Here is a 17,796-nt window from a genome sequence, read left to right as displayed (position 1 = left end):
GGCGAGGGCCTCAACGCTCCTGACTGGTTACAGGTAGTCAATCTCCTCTTCGGAGACGGTGCGGCCGGTTCCCAGCTCGATCAGGGCGACCTTTGCGGCGACGAACTCCTCGTGTGAATCGCCTCCGATCGATGCGCGGTAGCGAGCGCGCGCGGCGTCCAGTTCGGCGGACCCCTCGACGATTGCAGTGTTGGACATGTGCATCTCCCCTCGTTGTCGGTGGCCTTACATTACAACGTGACATTGTGTTGTACAAATGGGGTGTGTAGTGGGCGTGTAGTACCGGCGTTTCGCCTGTGTCATGGTGTGCGCAGACGACACATCCAGAATGGGTCGAAGGGGGAGTATCCGTGCGCTGGAGAGGAGTGCGTGCGTCCACCCGGCTGCAACTGATCATGTTGCCGACCGCCGCGGTGTCGATCGCACAGGCTGCGACCACGACCGACTCGCCGGTTGTGGCGATGTGGGCGTTTCTCATCGCCGGCCTCGCCGCGCACGCGTGGTACCGGGCTGCCGAACCGAACCCGCACGACGGCCGTCGGCCGTGACGGCACCCTCGCACCCGTAGCGGGGCTGCGCAGTGCGCTCGCGCGCGGGAGACGGGGACATGTCATCGTCGCAGCGCAGCGTGCTGATCCGGGGCGTTGATCCGTACGGGCCGGCGATCGGTGGATCCGCCCCGGCCCGGTGTGCGCACCCGCTACCGTTTCGGATATGGGGACCACCTTCCACGGGCCGAGCCCGTGGCCGCACATCACCCGGGCCATCCGCACCCGCGGAACCCGGCATGCTGCGATCGCCCACCTGGGCCAAGACGCGCCTACCCTGTTGCCGCTGCGCGCAGGTGACGTCCTCGTCGTCAACGCCTCCCGCGCCGCGGTCCGCGCCCACCTGACCTCCCCGGTGGCGCTCGCGTATTACCGGGATGCCGGGGTGCGGGTGCTGTCCTCGCCGGACCTGCACGCCAATGTCATCGCCACCGAGCGGTGGGCGGTCATCGGCTCCGCGAATGCCTCGCACAGTTCGACCATCGCCGTCGAGGGGGTGGTCATCACCGACGACCCGGACCTTGTTGCCTCGGTGCGGGGGTTCATCGACGGTATCGAGGAGGTCACCGAGGTCGATCAGGTGTTCCTCGACAACGCCGTCGCGCAGTGGCAGATCGGGCGGGCGGTGCCGATCCCCGGGGTCAGCGGCCGCGGACAGGCCGACCCCGGCTTCCTGCCCGCCAAGATCACCCGAATGTTTCTGCGGCACATCATCGAATATCAACCCGAGCCGACCGAGCAGCACGCCTGGGCCGCCGAGTCGCGTCACCGCCGCGCCCCTGCCGGGCCGGCAGCGAAGTACCAGCTCGAATGGTTCCATCACGACAAATCCGACCCCCGCCTGCGCCGTGGTGACGTCCTCGTGTTCGTCACCGCGGACCACCAGTGGCTCCATGCGCCAGCCGTGGTCGATTCCGAGGCGATCGCGATCCCGCGCTCCCCCGGTGCCGTCGGGCACCTGCTGCGCGGCCGCACGGACCTGGACCCGATTCCGGTGCCGGTCGCGGAGCAGATCCTCGCCGACGCCGGGCACCCGGGTGCCCGGCTCCGAGTCGATCATCGCATCGCGTCCCCCAGCCTGCGGGCCGCGGTGCTGGGGCTCTGGAACCTCTAAAACCCACCGCCCCACCATGTGCCGTGACCAGGGGTAACGACACGTCCCCTCCGTGATCGGGCACCGACATCACCGCGACCATCGGGGGCGTCACCGGTGTGGTCGCCGGCCCGCGCCGGCTCTGCACCCACTCGGGTGGGTTCACGCCAGGGCCAGAACGCGGGAGCGGGCCTCCAGGTAGCGGGCGAGGAGATCGAGCATCGACACGTCCGGGTGGACGAGTTCGGGAAGGTCCTTCGCGCTCGTGATCCTCCGGTCGACCGCGGCGACCTGTCGGCGGCATTCGCCGAGCGCCTCCGGTGTGATGGTGCCGGTGTCGAGCCGGTCGGTGAGGTACCGAATTGACTGCTCCAGAACCAGTCCCGGGTTGCGGGTGGTGTTGCCGGCCCGGCGGGTTTCGACCATCTGCCACCACTGGTCCAGCTCGGCCAGCACCGTGGGATCGGCGACCGCGATCCGCAGAGTGCGGTCGATGGACCGCGGATCGGTGATGTCGACCTCGGCCACACCTGCTGCGCGGGTGAGGATCTGGCCGAGTTGATGGTTGTCGAGACCATCGCCGCGGCTCCACCAGTACGACACCATCACAGCCCCCTTGCTCGCTACGGCCAACTCCCCCGTCAGACCCTGTTCCCTTCAGTAAGACTGACAATGTTCGAGTTCATCCTCACAGCCCGGCAATCGTCCCGGAGTTCCGGGGCGGGGCTGCGGGTTTCGGGGCTGCGGATCAGCGGGTCAGGCTGTGCGGCGGGCGGTGTCGGTGACCGCGCACATCGGACACAACGTGCGCTCGCCGACGATCCACCCATTGGTCCGGGCGAAGGCCACCGCCTGCGGCCGACCGTCAACGGCTGCGGCGAAGGTGCGCTCACACAGATCGCATCGCAACGTCCAGCCGTGTCTGCCTGCCGATCGCACCAATGCATGAACAGTCATGTTGTCCCCCGACGTCGACTCCGTGCCCCCCAGCATGGCACAACCCCCCGACGTGGCGACCCACGCAGGCCGGTCCCCGAACGTCACAACCCCATCATCATGAGCTGAGCCAGGAGCAGTAGCCGGGGTTGGGTTCGGTCACACTGGGTGTGTTGACGGCGATGCAGGGGATGCCGGCATTCTGGTAGATCTTCTCGACGGAGCCGTAGATTCCGGCAATCGGGTTGTACGAGAGTACGAAGTCAGGTTTGCTCTGCGCGACCAGTCGCGCGTTCGACGACACCGTCGAGGCGTCCAGGGCGTTGTCGTACGTCTCGAGCTTGACTCCCGTTGTGCTGGCGGCAGCTTTCACACCGTCCTGGAGAAGGACGTAGAGGGGTGCGGCGTCTGTGGCGTTTGTGTACGCCATCGAGAGTCCGGCAATGGACGTGTCCGCGGCGGCACCGGAGACTGGCGGGGCGTCATTTGTCGCACACGACGCCGTGATCGTGATGCCGAGGGTGATTCCAATCGCGATCAGGGATCGGTGGGCGCGGTTCCATCGTGTGCGGTTCGGTCTTGTTGTCATGGGTTCCTCGCTTCGCGCGCGACGTGGGGGTCGCGCATGGTCCTGCAGATGCGGACTGGGGGTGAATCCCTGTGTGGGCTGATGTTCAGGATGAGGCGGTCACCTGGGTCCGGAGGTTGCTGAGGCCGACCGCGGCCAAGAGGACGACCCCGGTGACGATCTGCTGGTAGAAGGCCGAGACATGGAGGAGGGTCAGTCCGTTGGCCAGGACACCGAGGACCAGAACACCGGCCAGGGTGCCGAGGGCACCACCCGAGCCTCCTTTCAACGAGCCGCCACCCAGTACGACCGCGGCGACCGACAGCAGCGCTGCGGTCGTTCCGAGGTTGCCGTCGCCTGCGAGGAGTTGGCTGGCGAGGATGACTCCGCCGACTGCGGCCAAGGTGCCGCTGAATGCGTAGACGCTGATGGTGATCGCATCGACTCGCATTCCCGCGAGCCAACTTGCTTCTCGATTGCCTCCGAGTGCGTACAGGGACCGACCATAGGTGGTGAAGCGCAACACCACGGTGATCGCAACGAATGCGCTACCCGTGAGCCACACCTGGTTCGGAACGAGCCCGATATCGGTGTCGGCGAGGAATCCGGCAGTGAGGTTGGCGATCGGGATGCTCTGGCCCTCCGCGAGGGTGAATGCGAGACCTCCGGAGATCGAGAGCATCCCGAGGGTGGTGATCAGCGGATTGATCTTCCCCTTGGTGACGATCACCCCGTTGACGACACCGACCAGCACGCCCACCAGCACCGCTCCGACGATCGACAGGAGAACGGATGTGCCGGCATTGACGAGTTTCGCGAAGACCACTGCGGCCAGCGGCGCAACCCCGGCGACGGAGAGATCGAATCCCCCGGCGATGATCACCAGCGTCTGGCCGAGCGCGACAAGACCGATGAAGGAGATCCCGGTCAGAATCCCGATGGCATTGCCACTGGAAATGAATGCCGGCGACAGCGAGGAGAAGACACCGATCAGGATGACCAGAAACGCCGAAATGCCCAACGACTGCACAAGGACATTGCGGGTTCGGGCACTCCGATGCCGTGCCATGGAGGGTGCAGTGCCCTCCCGACTTCCTGCCTCGCGAGTGGTAATGGCTGAGCTCACTGTTTCTCCTACATCATGCTGCCGCAAGGCGGATGACTTGTTCTTGGGTGATTGCATCCCCACCGAGTTCGGCGACGAGTGTTCCGTTTCGGATGACCAGCAGTCGGTCGCTGACATCGACGGCTTCTTCGACATCGGAGGTGATGACCAGGACGGCAACGCCGTCATCTGCGAGGGCGCGGAGCGTTTCGTGCATCTCGTGTCGGGCGCCGATGTCGACGCCGCGCGTCGGCTCGTGTACGACCAGCGCCGACGGCTCGGTTGCCAAGCGGCTCGCGAGCAGCACCTTTTGTTGGTTACCTCCGGACAGCTCACCGACAGATTGACGCAGGGATGAGGCCTTCAGATGAAAGCGGTCCGCCCAATATGCCGCTAGATCGTCCTCGCGGCGGGCGGTGATCAATCCCGCGGTTGCCAGTCTCCGACGGATCAGCATGCTGATCGACCCGGACACGGACATCGGCAGAACCAGTCCCTCGTTCTTGCGGTCCGGGGGTAGGTAAGCGATCCCAGAAGACATCGCTTCTCTGGGGGTGCGGAAGATCCGCAACTCTTTCCCGCTGATGGTGAGCGTGCCGGTGATGTCGGGTCGCCGCCCGCCTAGTCCCTCGGCCACCAGTTCCGAACCGCCGCCACGGATTCCGTAGATTCCGACGACCTCACCCGCGTGCAGTGCGAAAGACACATCGGACAGTCCAGGTCTCCCGTCGACATTCCAGCTATCTACAGTGAGGACCCGCTCTCCCCCACCCGAGCGTTTTCGCCTCATCTCCAGGACGTGGCTCTTGGCGCCGAGCATCTGCTCGATGAATGTGGTATTGGGCGTGGTGCGTGGGCTTGCAGAGAATACTCGTTCACCATCACGGAAGACATCGATGCGATCCGCATGCTCACTGATCTGATCGAGATGGTGGGAGATGACGATGATGCCGATCCCGTGTTGCCGCAGTTCACGGAGGATGGCATACAACTTGGCACTCTCGTCCGCGGTGAGCGCCGCGGTGGGCTCGTCGAGGATGAGGACCTTGGATTCGCGTCCGAGTGCCTTGACGATCTCCACAATTTGGCGATCGGCGAGGCTGAGGCTCGCCATCGTGCGGTCAACCGCAACCTCGAGTCCGGCGCGTTGCATGACGCCGAGTGCTTCGCTTCTGATCGCCTTGCGGGTCGTGACGCCCTTCCGGCTGGGCAGCCGATTCAGCATGACGTTCTCGGCAACCGCCAAGTCCGGAACATACGCCAGCTCTTGCGGGATGAGCGCGATTCCGTGGTTCAGGGCTTCGCGCGGAGATCCGAAGGTCGACTCGATGCCGCCGAGCTGCAGCGTCCCCGTGTCCGATCGCTCGGCTCCGGTGAGAATCTTGGCGAAGGTCGATTTGCCCGCCCCATTCTCCCCGATGATCGCCACACATTCCCCTGCCGCCAGCTCGAAGTCGGTAGGTTTCAGCGCCTGGTTTCCTGCGAATTTCTTGCTGATACCGATCGCGCGTAGGACCATCTCGGTTGGGTCGGTTTTCGCGACCGGCCGCCCATCCATATCACTCGTGCTGGTCATTCAGGACACCTCCGCGCCGGGCCGCCACCGCGGTGGGCGGGGGTCTGTCGTGCTCGCCGCGATCCGGGAGCGAATCTGTAGGGATGCATACTGTTTTCCTTCCGCGACTTCGGGTCGAGGCGTGGCGGGATGCACTTCGAGATGCCACCGTCAGCTGATTCGGCGGTCGACGCCTCGGCCCGTGCAGCAAGCGTATGGACCGTGTGCACCTGGGGGTATCCGCATATTTACGTATTGACCAGCCGAAAAAAGTAGCAAAAAGGTAGTGTGGTCGAGACAATAGACCCTTATGCTGTATGGCATGGATCACACACTCTGGAGTGTCGTGCTGAGTCAATCGGCCACCACTCCCGTCGCAGACCGATGCCGTAGCGTGGTGGACCTGGTCATCCGGGAAACTCAGGCCACCTCCGTGACCGTCTGCGCGGTGTCACCTCACGACGGCGCTCACCATGCTCTGCTGAATGTCGGATACCCGGACGACGTCCTCGAATACATCCTGGCCCCCCGGTTCACGGAGGGATGTTCCGGATTTCGCAGCGTACGGAACAATCCCGACGTCATCTACAGCTGGGACGACCTACCCGGTTTCCGGGACACCTACACGGCATTCGGCGTATTCCAACCATCGGGTTTCAACAACGGCGTATCGGTGATGCTGCGAGACAACACCGGCCGCACGATAGGCGTCGTCCACGCCAGCGTCCGCGACAGAGACTTCCAACCCGACACCAAGGACACGCTCGCTTCCATACGTCCTCTGCTGATGGAATGGACGGCCCTGATATCCAGGTTCGCAGATGCACACCTGTCCGCCAGAGAACACGAAGTGCTCTCGCTCATGCGCGATGGCCTGCCCAACGCAGAGATCGCCAAAGCGTTGACACTCGCCCCACGCACCGTCTCCACCCATGTCGAGCGCGTGCTGCACAAACTCCGGACCACCAATCGCACCGAGGCTGCCGTCCTCGCCGAACGCGCCGGCCTCCCGCGCTCGGCGCACGTCCGGCGACAGCCGGCTGGCCACGCCCTCGGCATCCCCGCAGAGCAACCACGGGACAACCTCGTGCTGGCCTCGGTGGGTCATTGAGGCGTACCTGGGCATCCCGCGAATATCCGGGCACCGGGCCCGTCCCGATGTTCCACCCGTTCGTCCGCGCGGAACCCCCGCCCATTTGGCCGCCGGCGGTCCCTCCGGCCTGCTCACGCAGATCGCGCCGACACATTGTCCAACGCACCTCCGCCCGCGACGCTTCGTGTGGGCGCCCGTCCCCGGTCGGCTCGACAATGAAGTCAGACTAATGGTCGAAAAAGTACTCCAAAAGGTGTAGCGTTGCGTTTCGAACCGCCCAATTACCTGCTCAACAATAGGTTTCGATGCAGTGCCGCGATCGCCCGAGGAGGGCTGTAGCTTGCGCGCGGCCCGGATCAGCGGCTCGAAATTCGTATCACAATTCGCCGCGGAAGCGGCATCTCAATTCTGGCGAGAGTAAGACACCGTGTCAGACCATGAGGATCCACCAACGGATGGCTTGCGCCCCAATGCTGTAGGCACTGTCGGTATCGTCTTCTTTGTGCTCGCGTTTGCAGCCCCATTGGCCGCGATCGCCGGCGTAGCTCCCATCGTGTTCGGAACCGCAGGCAGTGTCGGCGCCCCCGGCATCTATGCAGTGTGCACTCTTGTGCTGCTGGTGTTTTCAGTGGGCTTCGCTGCAATGAGCCGGCGGCATTCCGGCCCGGGGGGTTTCGCTGTCTACGTGGCGAAGGCGTTCGGCTCGCGACCCGGTTTCAGTGCGTCCTTCGTGGCTATTCTCGGATACAACGCCTTCCTGAGCGGCAACTTGGGCTTGTTCGGGTACATGATGTCGCAATTGTGCGAGCGCAAGCTGTCGGTGGACGTCCCTTGGTGGGTATTTGCCCTCGCGGCCGTTGCCTTGATGTGTGTGCTTGGCTATCGCGAGATTGATCTGAGCGTCAAAGTGCTCGGCGTACTGCTGATTGTCGAAATGGCCATCATCTTGGTCCTGGATGTCGCGACGTTGCTCCGCGGTGGCTACGACGGCATCAATTTCGACGGGTTCACGATTCGTGCGATGTCGAGTGGTGCACCGGGCATCGTATTCCTGGTGGCATTTGCGTGCTTCGTCGGGTTCGAGGCGACGACTCTCTACGGTGAAGAGGCCCGTGACAGGCGGCGCACCATCCCCCGTGCCACGTACATCGCGGTGCTCGTGGTCGGTGTCTTCTACACGTTGGTGATGTGGATATTCCAGATTGGCTATGGAAACGAGGAAGCCGCGCGGGTGGCGACCGAGGATCCCGGAAACTTCCTGTTCGCGATCAACACCCACTATGTGGGCAGCTGGTCGACCGATGCCATGGAGTGGCTCCTTGCCACCAGCATCTTCGCGGCGGTCTTGTCCATGCACAATGCGCTGTCACGGTACCTCTTCGCGTTAGGCAGGGATGGAGCGTTACCGTCGCCGGTCGGCAGACCCCACCCTCGGCACCGCTCACCGCACCGGGCGAACCTGATCCAGACGGCCGTGACGTTGTCGATCGTCAGCGTCTTTGCGCTCTTCGGCGCCGACCCGTACGTGCAGCTGTACTCGTGGCTCGTAGGCATCGGTTCCGTCTCGATCCTGGTGCTCTACATGGCCTCGTCGCTTGCGGTGTGCTTCGTGCTTCGCTCCACCCACGACGAGAACCGGCTATGGGTGACAACGATCGCCCCCGTCATCGCCTTCGTAGCGATCGGCTTCTTCCTGTGGCTCGCCATCGACAACTACCAGTCCCTGACCGGTTCGAATTCCTCGCTCGTGAACCATCTCTGGCTTCTCATTCCACTATTCGCCGCAATCGGGGCAGCAGTGACCCGCAACATCACATTCGGTGCCGCTACCCCAATCGAACAGAAGGAAACAGCATGACCGAGTATGTCGAAACACCTCGCGGCCGCTTCGGGGTCGAGTTCAGTGGTGATCATTCGGGACCAACCCTGATGTTCGTCGCAGGACTCGGTGACGACATGTCGTCCTGGTCGACCGTTCTCGACGCCTTTGCCGACTACCACTGCGTGGTCTACGACAACCGCGGTATCGGGACCAGCCCCATCACCGAAGGCCCCTACCGCATCGAACAACTGGCCGACGATGCCCACGCCATTCACCGATCCCTCGATCTGGGCCCGGTCGTCGCGATCGGATCATCGATGGGGGGCGCCATCTGCCAGGAGTGGGCCCTCAAGCATCCCGACGATCTCAACGGTCTGGTGCTGACCAACACGTGGTCCGAGCAACAGGTATTCGGCGACGTCATCTTCGAACATTGGCAGACGCTGGCCGCCAAGGGGCTTGCAACCGAGCTGATCGATTCGTTGCTGCTGTTCTGCCTGTCCGCTCCCTTCTTGCAGGCCCATCCCGAAGCGGTCCAGGAATTCCGACGAATGCCCGTCCCAGACCTGCAAGGGTTCCACGCGGCGGCGCAAGCATGCCGCGAGCATGAGACAATGTCTCGTTTGTCCGGTATTCACCAGCCCACGCTCGTCGTCGGCGGAACCTACGACATTCTCACCCGGCCCGAACTTTCCCAGCGGCTGGCTAGACAGTTGCCCAACGCGACCTTGGAGATGGTGGATGCCGCGCACATGATCTTCGCCGAGGCAGCGGAACCGTGGCAACAGGTGGTTCGGGCATGGCTCGACAAGCAATTTCCCGGCGGCGGCAATACCACCAAGTGACGACTGATATCACCGGGCGCAGAGAAGCACCTTCACTGGTGAATGTTGCCGGCTGAGGGCCGCACCAGGGTACCGGCCGCCTGGCTGCGAGCGCTAGGCGGAAACCCGTTCGGCTCGCCGCTGGTCGTGCTGCTCACGGACTCCAGGCGGGCCACGCAACGACCTCGGCCCGTCGTCCTTGCGGACTATCCTGGGGGAAGCGTCTCAGAGGTGGTGACGGCCGATGGCGGACGACCCGGGGGCCACACAGCGCGAGCCGGACATCGCGGTCGAGTTGGCCGTCGCCGGCTTCGACGAGGCTGAGGAGATCGGACGCGGGGGTTTCGGGGTCGTCTACCGCTGCCTTCAGGAGGATCTCGACCGCACGGTGGCCGTGAAGGTACTCACCACGGACCTCGATCCCGAGAACCTCGCGCGTTTCGTGCGCGAGCAGCGTGCGATGGGCCGGATGTCCGGGCACCCGAACATCGTCGACCTCTACCAGGTCGGGGTCACCGGGAGGGGGCGCCCCTTCCTGGTCATGCCGTATCACTCGCACGGGTCCCTGGATGCGCTGATCCGCCGGGAAGGACCGATCGGGTGGGAGCAGGTGCTCCGGCTCGGGATCAAGATCGCCGGGGCGCTCGAGACCGCCCACCGCAGCGGCACGCTGCACCGGGACGTCAAGCCCGCGAACATCCTGCTGACCGACTACGACGAGCCGCAACTCACCGACTTCGGGATCGCGCGGATCTCGGGCGGGTTCGAGACCACGGCGGGCTCGATCACGGGCTCGCCGGCCTTCACCGCACCCGAGGTACTCGAAGGTCGGCCACCGACTGTCGCCTCGGATGTGTACAGCCTGGGGTCGACGATGTTCTGTGCGCTCACCGGACATGCCGCGTTCGAGCGGCACAGCGGCGAGCAGGTGATCGCCCAGTTCCTGCGGATCTCCACGCAGCCCGTCCCTGACCTGCGCGACGCCGATGTCCCCGACGACGTCTGCAACGCCGTGGAACAGGCGATGTCCCGCGCCGTGGAAGAGCGGCCGGGCAGTGCGGCCGAGTTCGGGAACGAGCTTCGTGCCACCCAGCGCCGCAACGGGATCGTCGTCGACGATCTGCATGTTCCCGCCGTGCGTGCCGGTGATCCTCGCTCCACCCCCGGGACGGGGATGGAGCATGCCGCGCAGCGGCCTCCGCGGGTGTACCCCATGTCGTCACCACGCACACCGCCGGTGCCGGTGACCAAATTCCGTCCGCCCACCACTACCCGGCAGTTGGTGCGCCGTGATCGGCTCCTCGCCATGTTGCGGACTGCCGGGGAGCGTCGGTTGGTCTTGGTTCACGCACCTGCGGGATTCGGGAAGAGCAGCCTCGTCGCGCAGTGGCGCGACGAACTGGTCGCCGACGGAATCACCGTCGCCTGGCTGACGGTCGACCGCGACGACAACAATGGCGCGTGGTTCCTCTCGCACCTGGTGGAGGCGATCCGGTTGGTCCGCCCGGGGTTGGTTGGCGAGCTTGGGCAGGCACTCGAGGAGCACGGGCAGGCGGTGGAGCGGTTCGTGGTGACCTCGCTGATCAACCGGCTCCACGACAGTGGGGAGCCCCTCGTGGTCGTGATCGACGACTGGCATCGGGTGACCGCCGCGGAGCCGATCGCGACGGTGGAGTTCCTGCTCGACAACGGTTGTCATCACCTGCGGATCGTGGTGGCCAGCCGCAGCCGGTCGAATCTGCCGTTGAGCCGAATGCGGGTGCACGACGAGCTGCGGGAGGTCGGTCCCGAGGAGTTGAGTTTCGATTTCCCCGAATCCCGCCGCTTCTTCGGTGGTCCGGGGCAGATCGCGCTGACCGATTCCGACGTCGAGGAGCTGCGGGCGTCGACGGACGGCTGGGTCGCGGCGCTGCAGCTGGCGTCACTGTCGCTGAGGGAGGCCGGTGACGCGGCGGGCCTGGTCGAACAGTTCCGTGCCGGAAACGACACCCTGGGTGAGTATCTCGCCGAGAACGTGCTCGACGCCCTCGAGCCCGATGTGCTCGATTTCGTCCTCGTCACCGCGATCCCGGACCGGGTGTGCGGCGACCTGGCGTCCGCGTTGGCCGAGGTCCCCGACGGTGCGGTCCGCCTCGAGCGCGTCGTCGCCCGTGATCTGTTCCTGGACCGCACGGGCGACGACCGCCGGTGGTACCGCTATCACAACCTGTTCGCGCAGGTGCTCCGGCAGCGGCTCGAACGCGATCATCCGGGCCGGATCGCGCAGTTGCACCGCACGGCGTCCGCGTGGTTCCGGGAGCGGCACATGCTCGGTGAGGCCCTCGATCACCTTCTCGCCGCCGGCGACAGGCGGGGGGCGCTGGATCTGCTCGAGCGCGACGACCTGTATCTGCTCGATCGGTCGCAGATGTCGACGCTGCTCGGCTTGATCGCGAAGTTGCCGGCGGATCTGGTGCTGTCGAGTCCGCGACTGCAGTTGACGATCGGATGGGCGAATGCCGAGCTGCAGCGTATCGACGTCGCGGTCGAGGCTCGGCGGCACGCGCTCGAGCTGCTCGACCTTCTCGAGCTCCCCACCGAGCTGCGCTCGCGGATGCGGGTGGAAGCCGATGTTCTCCAAGCGAATATCGACGCCACCACGGACCGGGTCGCTGGGATCACGGACTTGGTCGCCGAATGCCTGGCCAACCCGGCGGGGCAACATCCGTTCGTGGTGTCGATGGCCGCACTGCTTGTCACTATCGCCGACACATACGAGTTCCGCTTTCGGGATGCCTATCGCCGACAGACCTGGGCAGCTCCGTACCACAGCAGAACGACTGGTCCGTACACTGTTGCCTATGGGTATTGCTTTGCCGGTATGGCGAAAGCGGAACAACTGGACCTGACCGGTGCAGCGGAGTTGTACCGCAGGGCCTTTCAACTTGTCCGCGATGCCGGAAACACGCAATCTCAGCACGCCCGGCTCACCCGTGCTCTGCTCGCCGAGATGTTGTACGAGCAGAACCGTCTCGCCGAGGCCGATGAGTTGCTCAGCGAGACGTTCGACCCGGCCGCGCTCGGTGGCGCTCCGGATTTCATGATTCGCCACTATTGTCTGCGCGCGCGAATCCTCTGTGCCCGCGGTGACCGTATCGGCGCGGCGAAGGAGCTCGACGAGGGTGTCGGGACCGCAGCCCGGTTCTCGCTTCCGCGGCTGCGGGCGGCCGTCGACACCGAACGTATCCGGCTCGGTCTTCCGCCGCGCCCTGGATTCGTCGCTGTCACCCGCAACTCGCACCCGGAACCGGTCGACGGAATCGAGCAGATTACCGCGCAGCTCGAGGACGAGACGGCCATCCTGCTGCTGGTGCGCACCGGTGAGCCAACGGCGAGCCGGCTCGCCTGCCAGTGGGCGGAGGACTGGGTGGGGGCGCTCGCCGGGACCGGACGTGAACTGGCGCGGCTGTACGCCATGCGCCTGCTGGCCTCGTGTCTGTGGGCGGCCGGGCGCGCCGACGACGCCGAGGCGGCGCTGGTTCCCGTCGTGGTCGAGTGCGCCCGGCACGAACTGGTCCGATTCCTCGCGGACGGCGGCACAGACGTTGTCGCCGCCACCGCCTCTTTGCGTACCCACCTGGCAGAGCCGAAAGGGGCCGACCTCTACCCCGGCCTGTCCGGCGCGTTCCTCGACACCGCGCTTGCCGCTGCCGCTGAGGTTCACTGACACCGTGTGCGCGGCAGAGGGCAGATTTCCGTTTCCTTGTTCGGCAGTCACGCATCGGCTAGCGCGAAACCGACTCCCCTTACCGTCTGCAGTGCGTGGGACGCACCGATGCTGCCGAGCTTTCGGCGCAGCGACCAGATGTGCGCGTTGAGGACGTTCGTCGTCGTCTCCTCGGCGATGCCCCACACCAACATCAGGAGGTGACGACGGGGGACGACCCTTCCTTCGCTGTCGGCCAGCACTGCCAACAGATTGAATTCGGTCGGGGTCAGGGCCGTGTGAAGGCCCAGGCGTTCGACGATGTTGCACTCCCGCTGCAGGACCAGTTCCTTGGTTCTGCCAACCGGGCGTTGTGGGGCTCGTTGCATTCGCCGGAGGATTGCCCGAGTCCAGGCGACCAGTTCTCTCGTGGTCAGGGAGGCATCGAGGACGTGATCGGCCCCCGAATCGAAGAAGGCGACGCGGTCGTCGACCGTCTCGACACTGCCGACGACGACGATGGCGGCGTTCACCCGTGTGGCCCTGAGAGCCTGCACGGTGCCGATTCCTTCCCTGCGGTGTGATTGCACTCGGATGACCACCACGCCGGGGCACAACCCGCTGGCGCGGAGTTGGTCGACGACGCCGTAATCGACGGTTGAGTCGACCAGGAGAACACATGTGGGAACTCCGGCAGTGGACGATCTCATCGGCTTCCTGATCGGCTCGCCGGACCGTTCGGCCGCACGCCGCCACCCTTGCTCGGGGCTCGCGGTCACCGCCGGCGATCTTGCGTCCTCACGTCGTCTGCCGATACCTTTCGGCTCGCTCTCCTGCACTCTCAGCGGTTCCGACCCGCTCCCTCAGAAGCCTCAGGGCCCTCCGTTCGCTGCCCCGTCTCCGACCAGCGCCGTGGCGCCGGGCTTCCTCGCCCCCCTCTTTCCCGTGACGAAGCTGCGGAGAAGTTCGAGGGCATGCGGCTCGTTCCGCCACAGCACTTCTGGATGCCACTGCACCGCGACGAGGCGATCGGACGCGATCTCGAAGGCCTCTACGAGACCGTCGTCGGTGTAGGCGACCGCTCGCGCCGACGGCGCCAGGGTCTTGATGCCCTGATGGTGCTGACTGTTGACGGGGACGATCCCGTCGATCCCCATCCAGTCGGCGAGGAGGGTGTCCGCTTCCACCTGCACCGAGTGCAGGCTGTCGATCAGGGCTTCCTCGCTGTGCCAGTGCCCGGTGCGCCCGACCCAGTCCCGGGCCAGATCAGCGTAGAGCGTGCCGCCGAGCGCGACATTGGCCAACTGCGCTCCGCGACAGATGGCGAGGATGGGAATTCCACGCGCACGCGCGATCTCGAGTGCGGCGAGTTCGTTCGTATCTCGATGGGGATTGATCTTCTGGATACGCGGGTCGTCGAGTGAGCCGCCGTACAGGGAAGGGTCGACGTCCACTCCCCCGCTGATGAGCAGACCGTCGACACACTCGAGAATCGCGGCAAGGTCGGTTCGCGGTTTACCGCAATCGACGGCGACCGGTGCTGCGCCGGCGACGACGATGCCGCGGAACATCTCCTTCCAGTGGACGAACCCGGGCAGTTCGTCGAAGTCGAGCGTGACTGCGATGACAGGGATCTCTGTGCTCATCGACATTCCTCCTTCTGCACTGCCTGTGCAGGATCGGTTTACCCGCGACCTACCCGATGTGCAGCTCAGAAGACCGACCAGCCGGCCAACCGGGCGAACTCCTCGATCGCGGCCACTCCCCCGGCGGAGTTGCCGTCGGTGTCGAGCGGCGGGCTCCACACGCAGACGGTGCCTAGCCCCGGCATGATGGCGAGGACGCCACCGCCGATGCCGCTCTTGGCGGGCAGGCCGATCCGGTATGCGACGTCGCCGGCCGCGCCGTACATGCCTGACATCAGCAGAACCGCGTTGACCCGGCGGACGGATCCGCTGTCGAGGACGGTCGCGTCGGCCGAGCGGTCGGCCAGGAAGAGCGCCGACTTCGCGACCGTTTCCACGGACGCGGCGATCGCACACTGGGCGAAGTACTGCGTGAGTACTCGATCTATCCCGTTGACGAGTTTGCCGTGCTCGGCGAGGACGTGCGCGATGGCCGCGTTGCGGTGGTCGGCGACAGTCTCCGAGAGCGCGACGCGACCGTCGGAGTTGATCACCGCGGTACCGGAGGTCGAGGCCAGGAGATCGATGGTGGCACCCACCGCGTCCCCGGTGAGTTCGATCAGCCGGTCGGTGACCACGAGGGCGCCCGGATTGACGAAGGGGTTGCGTGGTCGGCCGAGGTTGCGTTCGAGCTCGGCCACCGAGCCATAGCCGGAGTCGGTCGGCCCCCATCCGATGTGGTCCCACACCGCGGGGTTGCGTTGCAGGAGTGCACACAGGGCGAAGAGCTTGGAGAGGCTCTGGATCGAAAACGGTTCGGTTCCGTCCCCAGCGGTGAGCACGCAGCCGTCCACGGTCGCCACGGCCATGCCGAACTTCGTCGGTGGCACCGAGCTGAGCGCCGGTACCTGGGTCGAGACGTGCCCGGCCACCGCGGCGGCGCGACCGTGCTCGGCAGCGATGTCGAGATACTCCTGGAGCTGATCGATGCGCGTCTCGAGTCGCGCGAGATGAACGGAGATTTCGCACCTCGGATTTCACTGGGGTACAACGGCGTAAAGAGCGAACCCTTTTTGGACGGCACGTGTGGCGATCTGGCGCCCGATACGGCAGCCGAGCCGTGCGCACAATAACCGATCCCGTGACCAACCGGTGGCCACAGGACTGACAAGACGACACTAAACGCACTAATAGAACTAGTCAATAGACCATTTCTCTGATCGGCGACCGGCCGGGACGCGGCGTGCGTCGCCGATGTTTCGGTCAGAAGAAAAATGTGTCCCAAACCACTTTTTCTGGTCTACTGGTCTTGTCTTTAGGCCTTTTACGGCCTTAGGCTCATCGAGCAGACAAAGCGAAAGGTAGATCCCGCATGATCGCCAACTCACACCCTCCAGAGGGCCCCTCCCCCACCGGCCCCGCGGCCGACCCCGCTCAACTCAAGCGTGGCGCGATCGGTCTCGTCGGTGTCGTCTTCATGGTGGTGGCGTTCTCGGCGCCGATCACCGCGATGACCGGCAATCTGCCCGTCGCGGTCGGATTCGGCAACGGCATCGGGGCGCCGGCGGGCTTCATCATCGCCACCGTGGTGCTGACGATCTTCAGCGTCGGATTCGTGGCGTTGGCCAAGCACATCACCGCGGCGGGTGCCTTCTACACGTTCGTCTCCCGCGGGTGGTCGAAAATTCCCGGCCTGGCAGCGGGCGTGATGTCGATGGGGACCTACATGATCATGGAAGCCGGTCTCGTCGGGATCTTCTCCGCGTTCGCCAAGCAGGCGGTCGGTTCCCAGTTCGGCCTCGATCTGCCGTGGGAGCTGTATGGATTCGGTTGTGTGGCGGTGATCGCGGTCCTGTCGCACAAGGACATCTCGGTCGCCGCCAAGGTCCTCGGTGTGGTGCTGGTCTGTGAGATCGGGATGCTGACGATCACCGCTGTTCGGTCCTTGAGCACCGGTGGACCCGACGGCATCATCTGGTCCTCCCTCAATCCCGCCAGCGCACTGAGCACGAACGGAGTTGCCGGAGGGGTAGTCGGGTTGGGCCTGTTGATGGCGTTCTGGTCCTGGGTCGGGTTCGAATCGACCGCCATCTACGGCGAGGAATCCAAGGACCCGAAGAAGATCGTCCCGCGAGCGACGATGATCGCCGTCATCGGCATCGGCGTCTTCTATACCTTCATCTCCTGGGGCGTGGTCACCGGTAACGGTGCACATCAAGCCGTCGAACGCGCCTCCGGACCCAATCCCTTCGAGCTGCTGTATGCACCGACACGCGAGTACGTCGGCGCGTGGGGTGTGACGGTCTTCGAATGGCTCGTCCTCGGCGGGTCCTTCGCCTGCGCTCTGGCCATCCACAACTCCGCTGCGCGGTATCTGTTCGCGTTCGGCCGCGACGGGCTGCTGTGGCGCCGGCTCGGTGAGGCTCACCCGAAGCATGCCTCGCCGTGGATCGCTTCGCTCACCCAGAGCATCTTCGCCGCGCTCATCCTGGTGCTCTGCTCACTGACCAACTCCGATCCCTACGCCGTGCTCTTCGTGCTGGTCGGCGTCCTGGCGACGCTGTGCCTGCTGATCGTGCAGACGATGTGTTCGATTTCGGTCATCATCTACTTCCACGTCCGCAAGCAGCACCCGGAAACCGCGAACTGGTGGCGCACGCTGGTGAGCCCGATCATCGGTGGCCTCGGCATGGTGTTCGTGATCTATCTGATGGCGACCAACATGAAGGCGGCAGCCGGATCGGCATCGGACTCGCTGTTCTTCAAGGCGATCCCGTGGATCGTGGTCGGCTTGTTCTTCGGCTCGATGGCACTGGCTCTGTACTGGCGCACCAAGAAGCCGCACCTGTACGCGCGGATCGGCAGCACCGTCTTCGACGACGAACCCGACCACTCCTTTTTGACCGAGCCGGCACCCGAGCCCGCCTGATCTACCCCGTGTC

Annotated in this window: 16 protein-coding genes; 8 read left to right on the top strand and 8 right to left on the bottom strand. The window is 65.0% G+C overall.

Features of this window, described 5'->3' with window-relative positions; genetic code table 11:
- Positions 1 to 27: 27 nt before the first annotated feature.
- Positions 28 to 198 (bottom strand): hypothetical protein, encoded by a 171-nt coding sequence (locus ACFTZB_RS28095; protein ID WP_378436243.1) that lies wholly within the window; start codon positions 196 to 198, stop codon positions 28 to 30.
- 152 nt (positions 199 to 350) lie between these two features.
- Between ACFTZB_RS28095 and ACFTZB_RS28090 the strand changes: the two genes are divergently transcribed.
- Positions 351 to 548 carry a hypothetical protein gene (locus ACFTZB_RS28090; RefSeq protein WP_378436241.1) on the top strand — a complete coding sequence of 66 codons (198 nt, stop codon included), beginning with the start codon at positions 351 to 353 and terminating at the stop codon, positions 546 to 548.
- A 166-nt stretch (positions 549 to 714) separates the two neighbouring features.
- The gene (locus ACFTZB_RS28085) at positions 715 to 1,662 is read left to right on the top strand and encodes a phosphatidylserine/phosphatidylglycerophosphate/cardiolipin synthase family protein (RefSeq protein ID WP_378436239.1); all 948 of its coding nucleotides are present in this window, start codon (positions 715 to 717) and stop codon (positions 1,660 to 1,662) included.
- 141 nt (positions 1,663 to 1,803) lie between these two features.
- Here the strand turns inward: ACFTZB_RS28085 and ACFTZB_RS28080 are convergent, their stop codons facing one another.
- From ACFTZB_RS28080 to ACFTZB_RS28065, 4 genes are all read right to left on the bottom strand, one after another.
- A complete protein-coding gene (locus ACFTZB_RS28080; protein ID WP_378436237.1) occupies positions 1,804 to 2,247 on the bottom strand; it encodes a hypothetical protein in 444 nt (147 codons plus the stop codon).
- Between the two features lie 448 nt (positions 2,248 to 2,695).
- Positions 2,696 to 3,166 carry a hypothetical protein gene (locus tag ACFTZB_RS28075; RefSeq protein ID WP_378436234.1) on the bottom strand — a complete coding sequence of 157 codons (471 nt, stop codon included), beginning with the start codon at positions 3,164 to 3,166 and terminating at the stop codon, positions 2,696 to 2,698.
- A gap of 85 nt (positions 3,167 to 3,251) precedes the next feature.
- A complete protein-coding gene (locus ACFTZB_RS28070) occupies positions 3,252 to 4,175 on the bottom strand; it encodes an ABC transporter permease (protein ID WP_378436232.1) in 924 nt (307 codons plus the stop codon).
- A 109-nt stretch (positions 4,176 to 4,284) separates the two neighbouring features.
- Entirely contained in the window at positions 4,285 to 5,826 is a 1,542-nt protein-coding gene (locus tag ACFTZB_RS28065) for a sugar ABC transporter ATP-binding protein (protein WP_378436230.1), read from the bottom strand.
- A 301-nt stretch (positions 5,827 to 6,127) separates the two neighbouring features.
- Here ACFTZB_RS28065 and ACFTZB_RS28060 point away from each other — a divergent pair, with 301 nt between their 5' ends.
- The 4 genes from ACFTZB_RS28060 to ACFTZB_RS28045 all read left to right on the top strand — a co-directional run bounded on the left by ACFTZB_RS28060 (position 6,128) and on the right by ACFTZB_RS28045 (position 13,250).
- A complete protein-coding gene (locus ACFTZB_RS28060) occupies positions 6,128 to 6,916 on the top strand; it encodes a response regulator transcription factor (protein ID WP_378436228.1) in 789 nt (262 codons plus the stop codon).
- Positions 6,917 to 7,400: 484 nt separating this feature from the next.
- Positions 7,401 to 8,756 (top strand): APC family permease, encoded by a 1,356-nt coding sequence (locus tag ACFTZB_RS28055; protein ID WP_378436226.1) that lies wholly within the window; start codon positions 7,401 to 7,403, stop codon positions 8,754 to 8,756.
- A complete protein-coding gene (locus ACFTZB_RS28050; RefSeq protein ID WP_378436224.1) occupies positions 8,753 to 9,565 on the top strand; it encodes an alpha/beta fold hydrolase in 813 nt (270 codons plus the stop codon). The genes ACFTZB_RS28055 and ACFTZB_RS28050 overlap by 4 nt, the downstream gene beginning before the upstream one ends.
- 223 nt (positions 9,566 to 9,788) lie before the next feature.
- The gene (locus ACFTZB_RS28045) at positions 9,789 to 13,250 is read left to right on the top strand and encodes a protein kinase (RefSeq protein ID WP_378436222.1); all 3,462 of its coding nucleotides are present in this window, start codon (positions 9,789 to 9,791) and stop codon (positions 13,248 to 13,250) included.
- Positions 13,251 to 13,297: 47 nt separating this feature from the next.
- Here ACFTZB_RS28045 and ACFTZB_RS28040 read toward each other — a convergent pair whose 3' ends face one another.
- The 3 genes from ACFTZB_RS28040 to glsA all read right to left on the bottom strand — a co-directional run bounded on the left by ACFTZB_RS28040 (position 13,298) and on the right by glsA (position 15,786).
- The gene (locus tag ACFTZB_RS28040) at positions 13,298 to 13,939 is read right to left on the bottom strand and encodes a response regulator transcription factor (RefSeq protein WP_378436220.1); all 642 of its coding nucleotides are present in this window, start codon (positions 13,937 to 13,939) and stop codon (positions 13,298 to 13,300) included.
- A 162-nt stretch (positions 13,940 to 14,101) separates the two neighbouring features.
- Positions 14,102 to 14,875: a gamma-glutamyl-gamma-aminobutyrate hydrolase family protein gene (locus ACFTZB_RS28035; protein WP_378436218.1), complete on the bottom strand. Its 774-nt coding sequence runs from the start codon at positions 14,873 to 14,875 to the stop codon at positions 14,102 to 14,104.
- 65 nt (positions 14,876 to 14,940) lie between these two features.
- Entirely contained in the window at positions 14,941 to 15,786 is an 846-nt protein-coding gene (gene glsA, locus ACFTZB_RS28030) for a glutaminase A (RefSeq protein WP_241031500.1), read from the bottom strand.
- On the opposite strand from glsA, the gene ACFTZB_RS28025 reads away from it, so the two are divergent.
- Together ACFTZB_RS28025 and ACFTZB_RS28020 are read left to right on the top strand one after the other, a co-directional pair.
- A complete protein-coding gene (locus tag ACFTZB_RS28025) occupies positions 15,775 to 15,987 on the top strand; it encodes a hypothetical protein (RefSeq protein WP_378436215.1) in 213 nt (70 codons plus the stop codon). The two genes, glsA and ACFTZB_RS28025, sit on opposite strands and share 12 nt — an antisense overlap.
- A gap of 239 nt (positions 15,988 to 16,226) precedes the next feature.
- On the top strand, positions 16,227 to 17,783 hold the full coding sequence (locus tag ACFTZB_RS28020) for an APC family permease (protein WP_378436213.1): 1,557 nt from the start codon (positions 16,227 to 16,229) through the stop codon (positions 17,781 to 17,783).
- Positions 17,784 to 17,796 lie beyond the last annotated feature (13 nt).

This window comes from Rhodococcus sp. NPDC057014 (genome assembly GCF_042673295.1).
Taxonomy (GTDB): domain Bacteria; phylum Actinomycetota; class Actinomycetes; order Mycobacteriales; family Mycobacteriaceae; genus Rhodococcus_F.
The sequence above is the reverse complement of the archived record's forward strand: the minus strand, read 5'-3'. Positions and strand labels throughout refer to the sequence as shown.

Excerpts from the sequence above, each read along its gene's own strand:
- ACFTZB_RS28095 (WP_378436243.1), bottom strand. The coding sequence starts at position 198 with ATGTCCAACACTGCAATCGTCGAGGGGTCCGCCGAACTGGACGCCGCG.
- ACFTZB_RS28085 (WP_378436239.1), top strand. The coding sequence starts at position 715 with ATGGGGACCACCTTCCACGGGCCGAGCCCGTGGCCGCACATCACCCGG.
- ACFTZB_RS28080 (WP_378436237.1), bottom strand. The coding sequence starts at position 2,247 with ATGGTGTCGTACTGGTGGAGCCGCGGCGATGGTCTCGACAACCATCAA.
- ACFTZB_RS28075 (WP_378436234.1), bottom strand. The coding sequence starts at position 3,166 with ATGACAACAAGACCGAACCGCACACGATGGAACCGCGCCCACCGATCC.
- ACFTZB_RS28065 (WP_378436230.1), bottom strand. The coding sequence starts at position 5,826 with ATGACCAGCACGAGTGATATGGATGGGCGGCCGGTCGCGAAAACCGAC.
- ACFTZB_RS28060 (WP_378436228.1), top strand. The coding sequence starts at position 6,128 with ATGGATCACACACTCTGGAGTGTCGTGCTGAGTCAATCGGCCACCACT.
- ACFTZB_RS28050 (WP_378436224.1), top strand. The coding sequence starts at position 8,753 with ATGACCGAGTATGTCGAAACACCTCGCGGCCGCTTCGGGGTCGAGTTC.
- ACFTZB_RS28045 (WP_378436222.1), top strand. The coding sequence starts at position 9,789 with ATGGCGGACGACCCGGGGGCCACACAGCGCGAGCCGGACATCGCGGTC.
- ACFTZB_RS28040 (WP_378436220.1), bottom strand. The coding sequence starts at position 13,939 with ATGAGATCGTCCACTGCCGGAGTTCCCACATGTGTTCTCCTGGTCGAC.
- ACFTZB_RS28035 (WP_378436218.1), bottom strand. The coding sequence starts at position 14,875 with ATGAGCACAGAGATCCCTGTCATCGCAGTCACGCTCGACTTCGACGAA.
- ACFTZB_RS28020 (WP_378436213.1), top strand. The coding sequence starts at position 16,227 with ATGATCGCCAACTCACACCCTCCAGAGGGCCCCTCCCCCACCGGCCCC.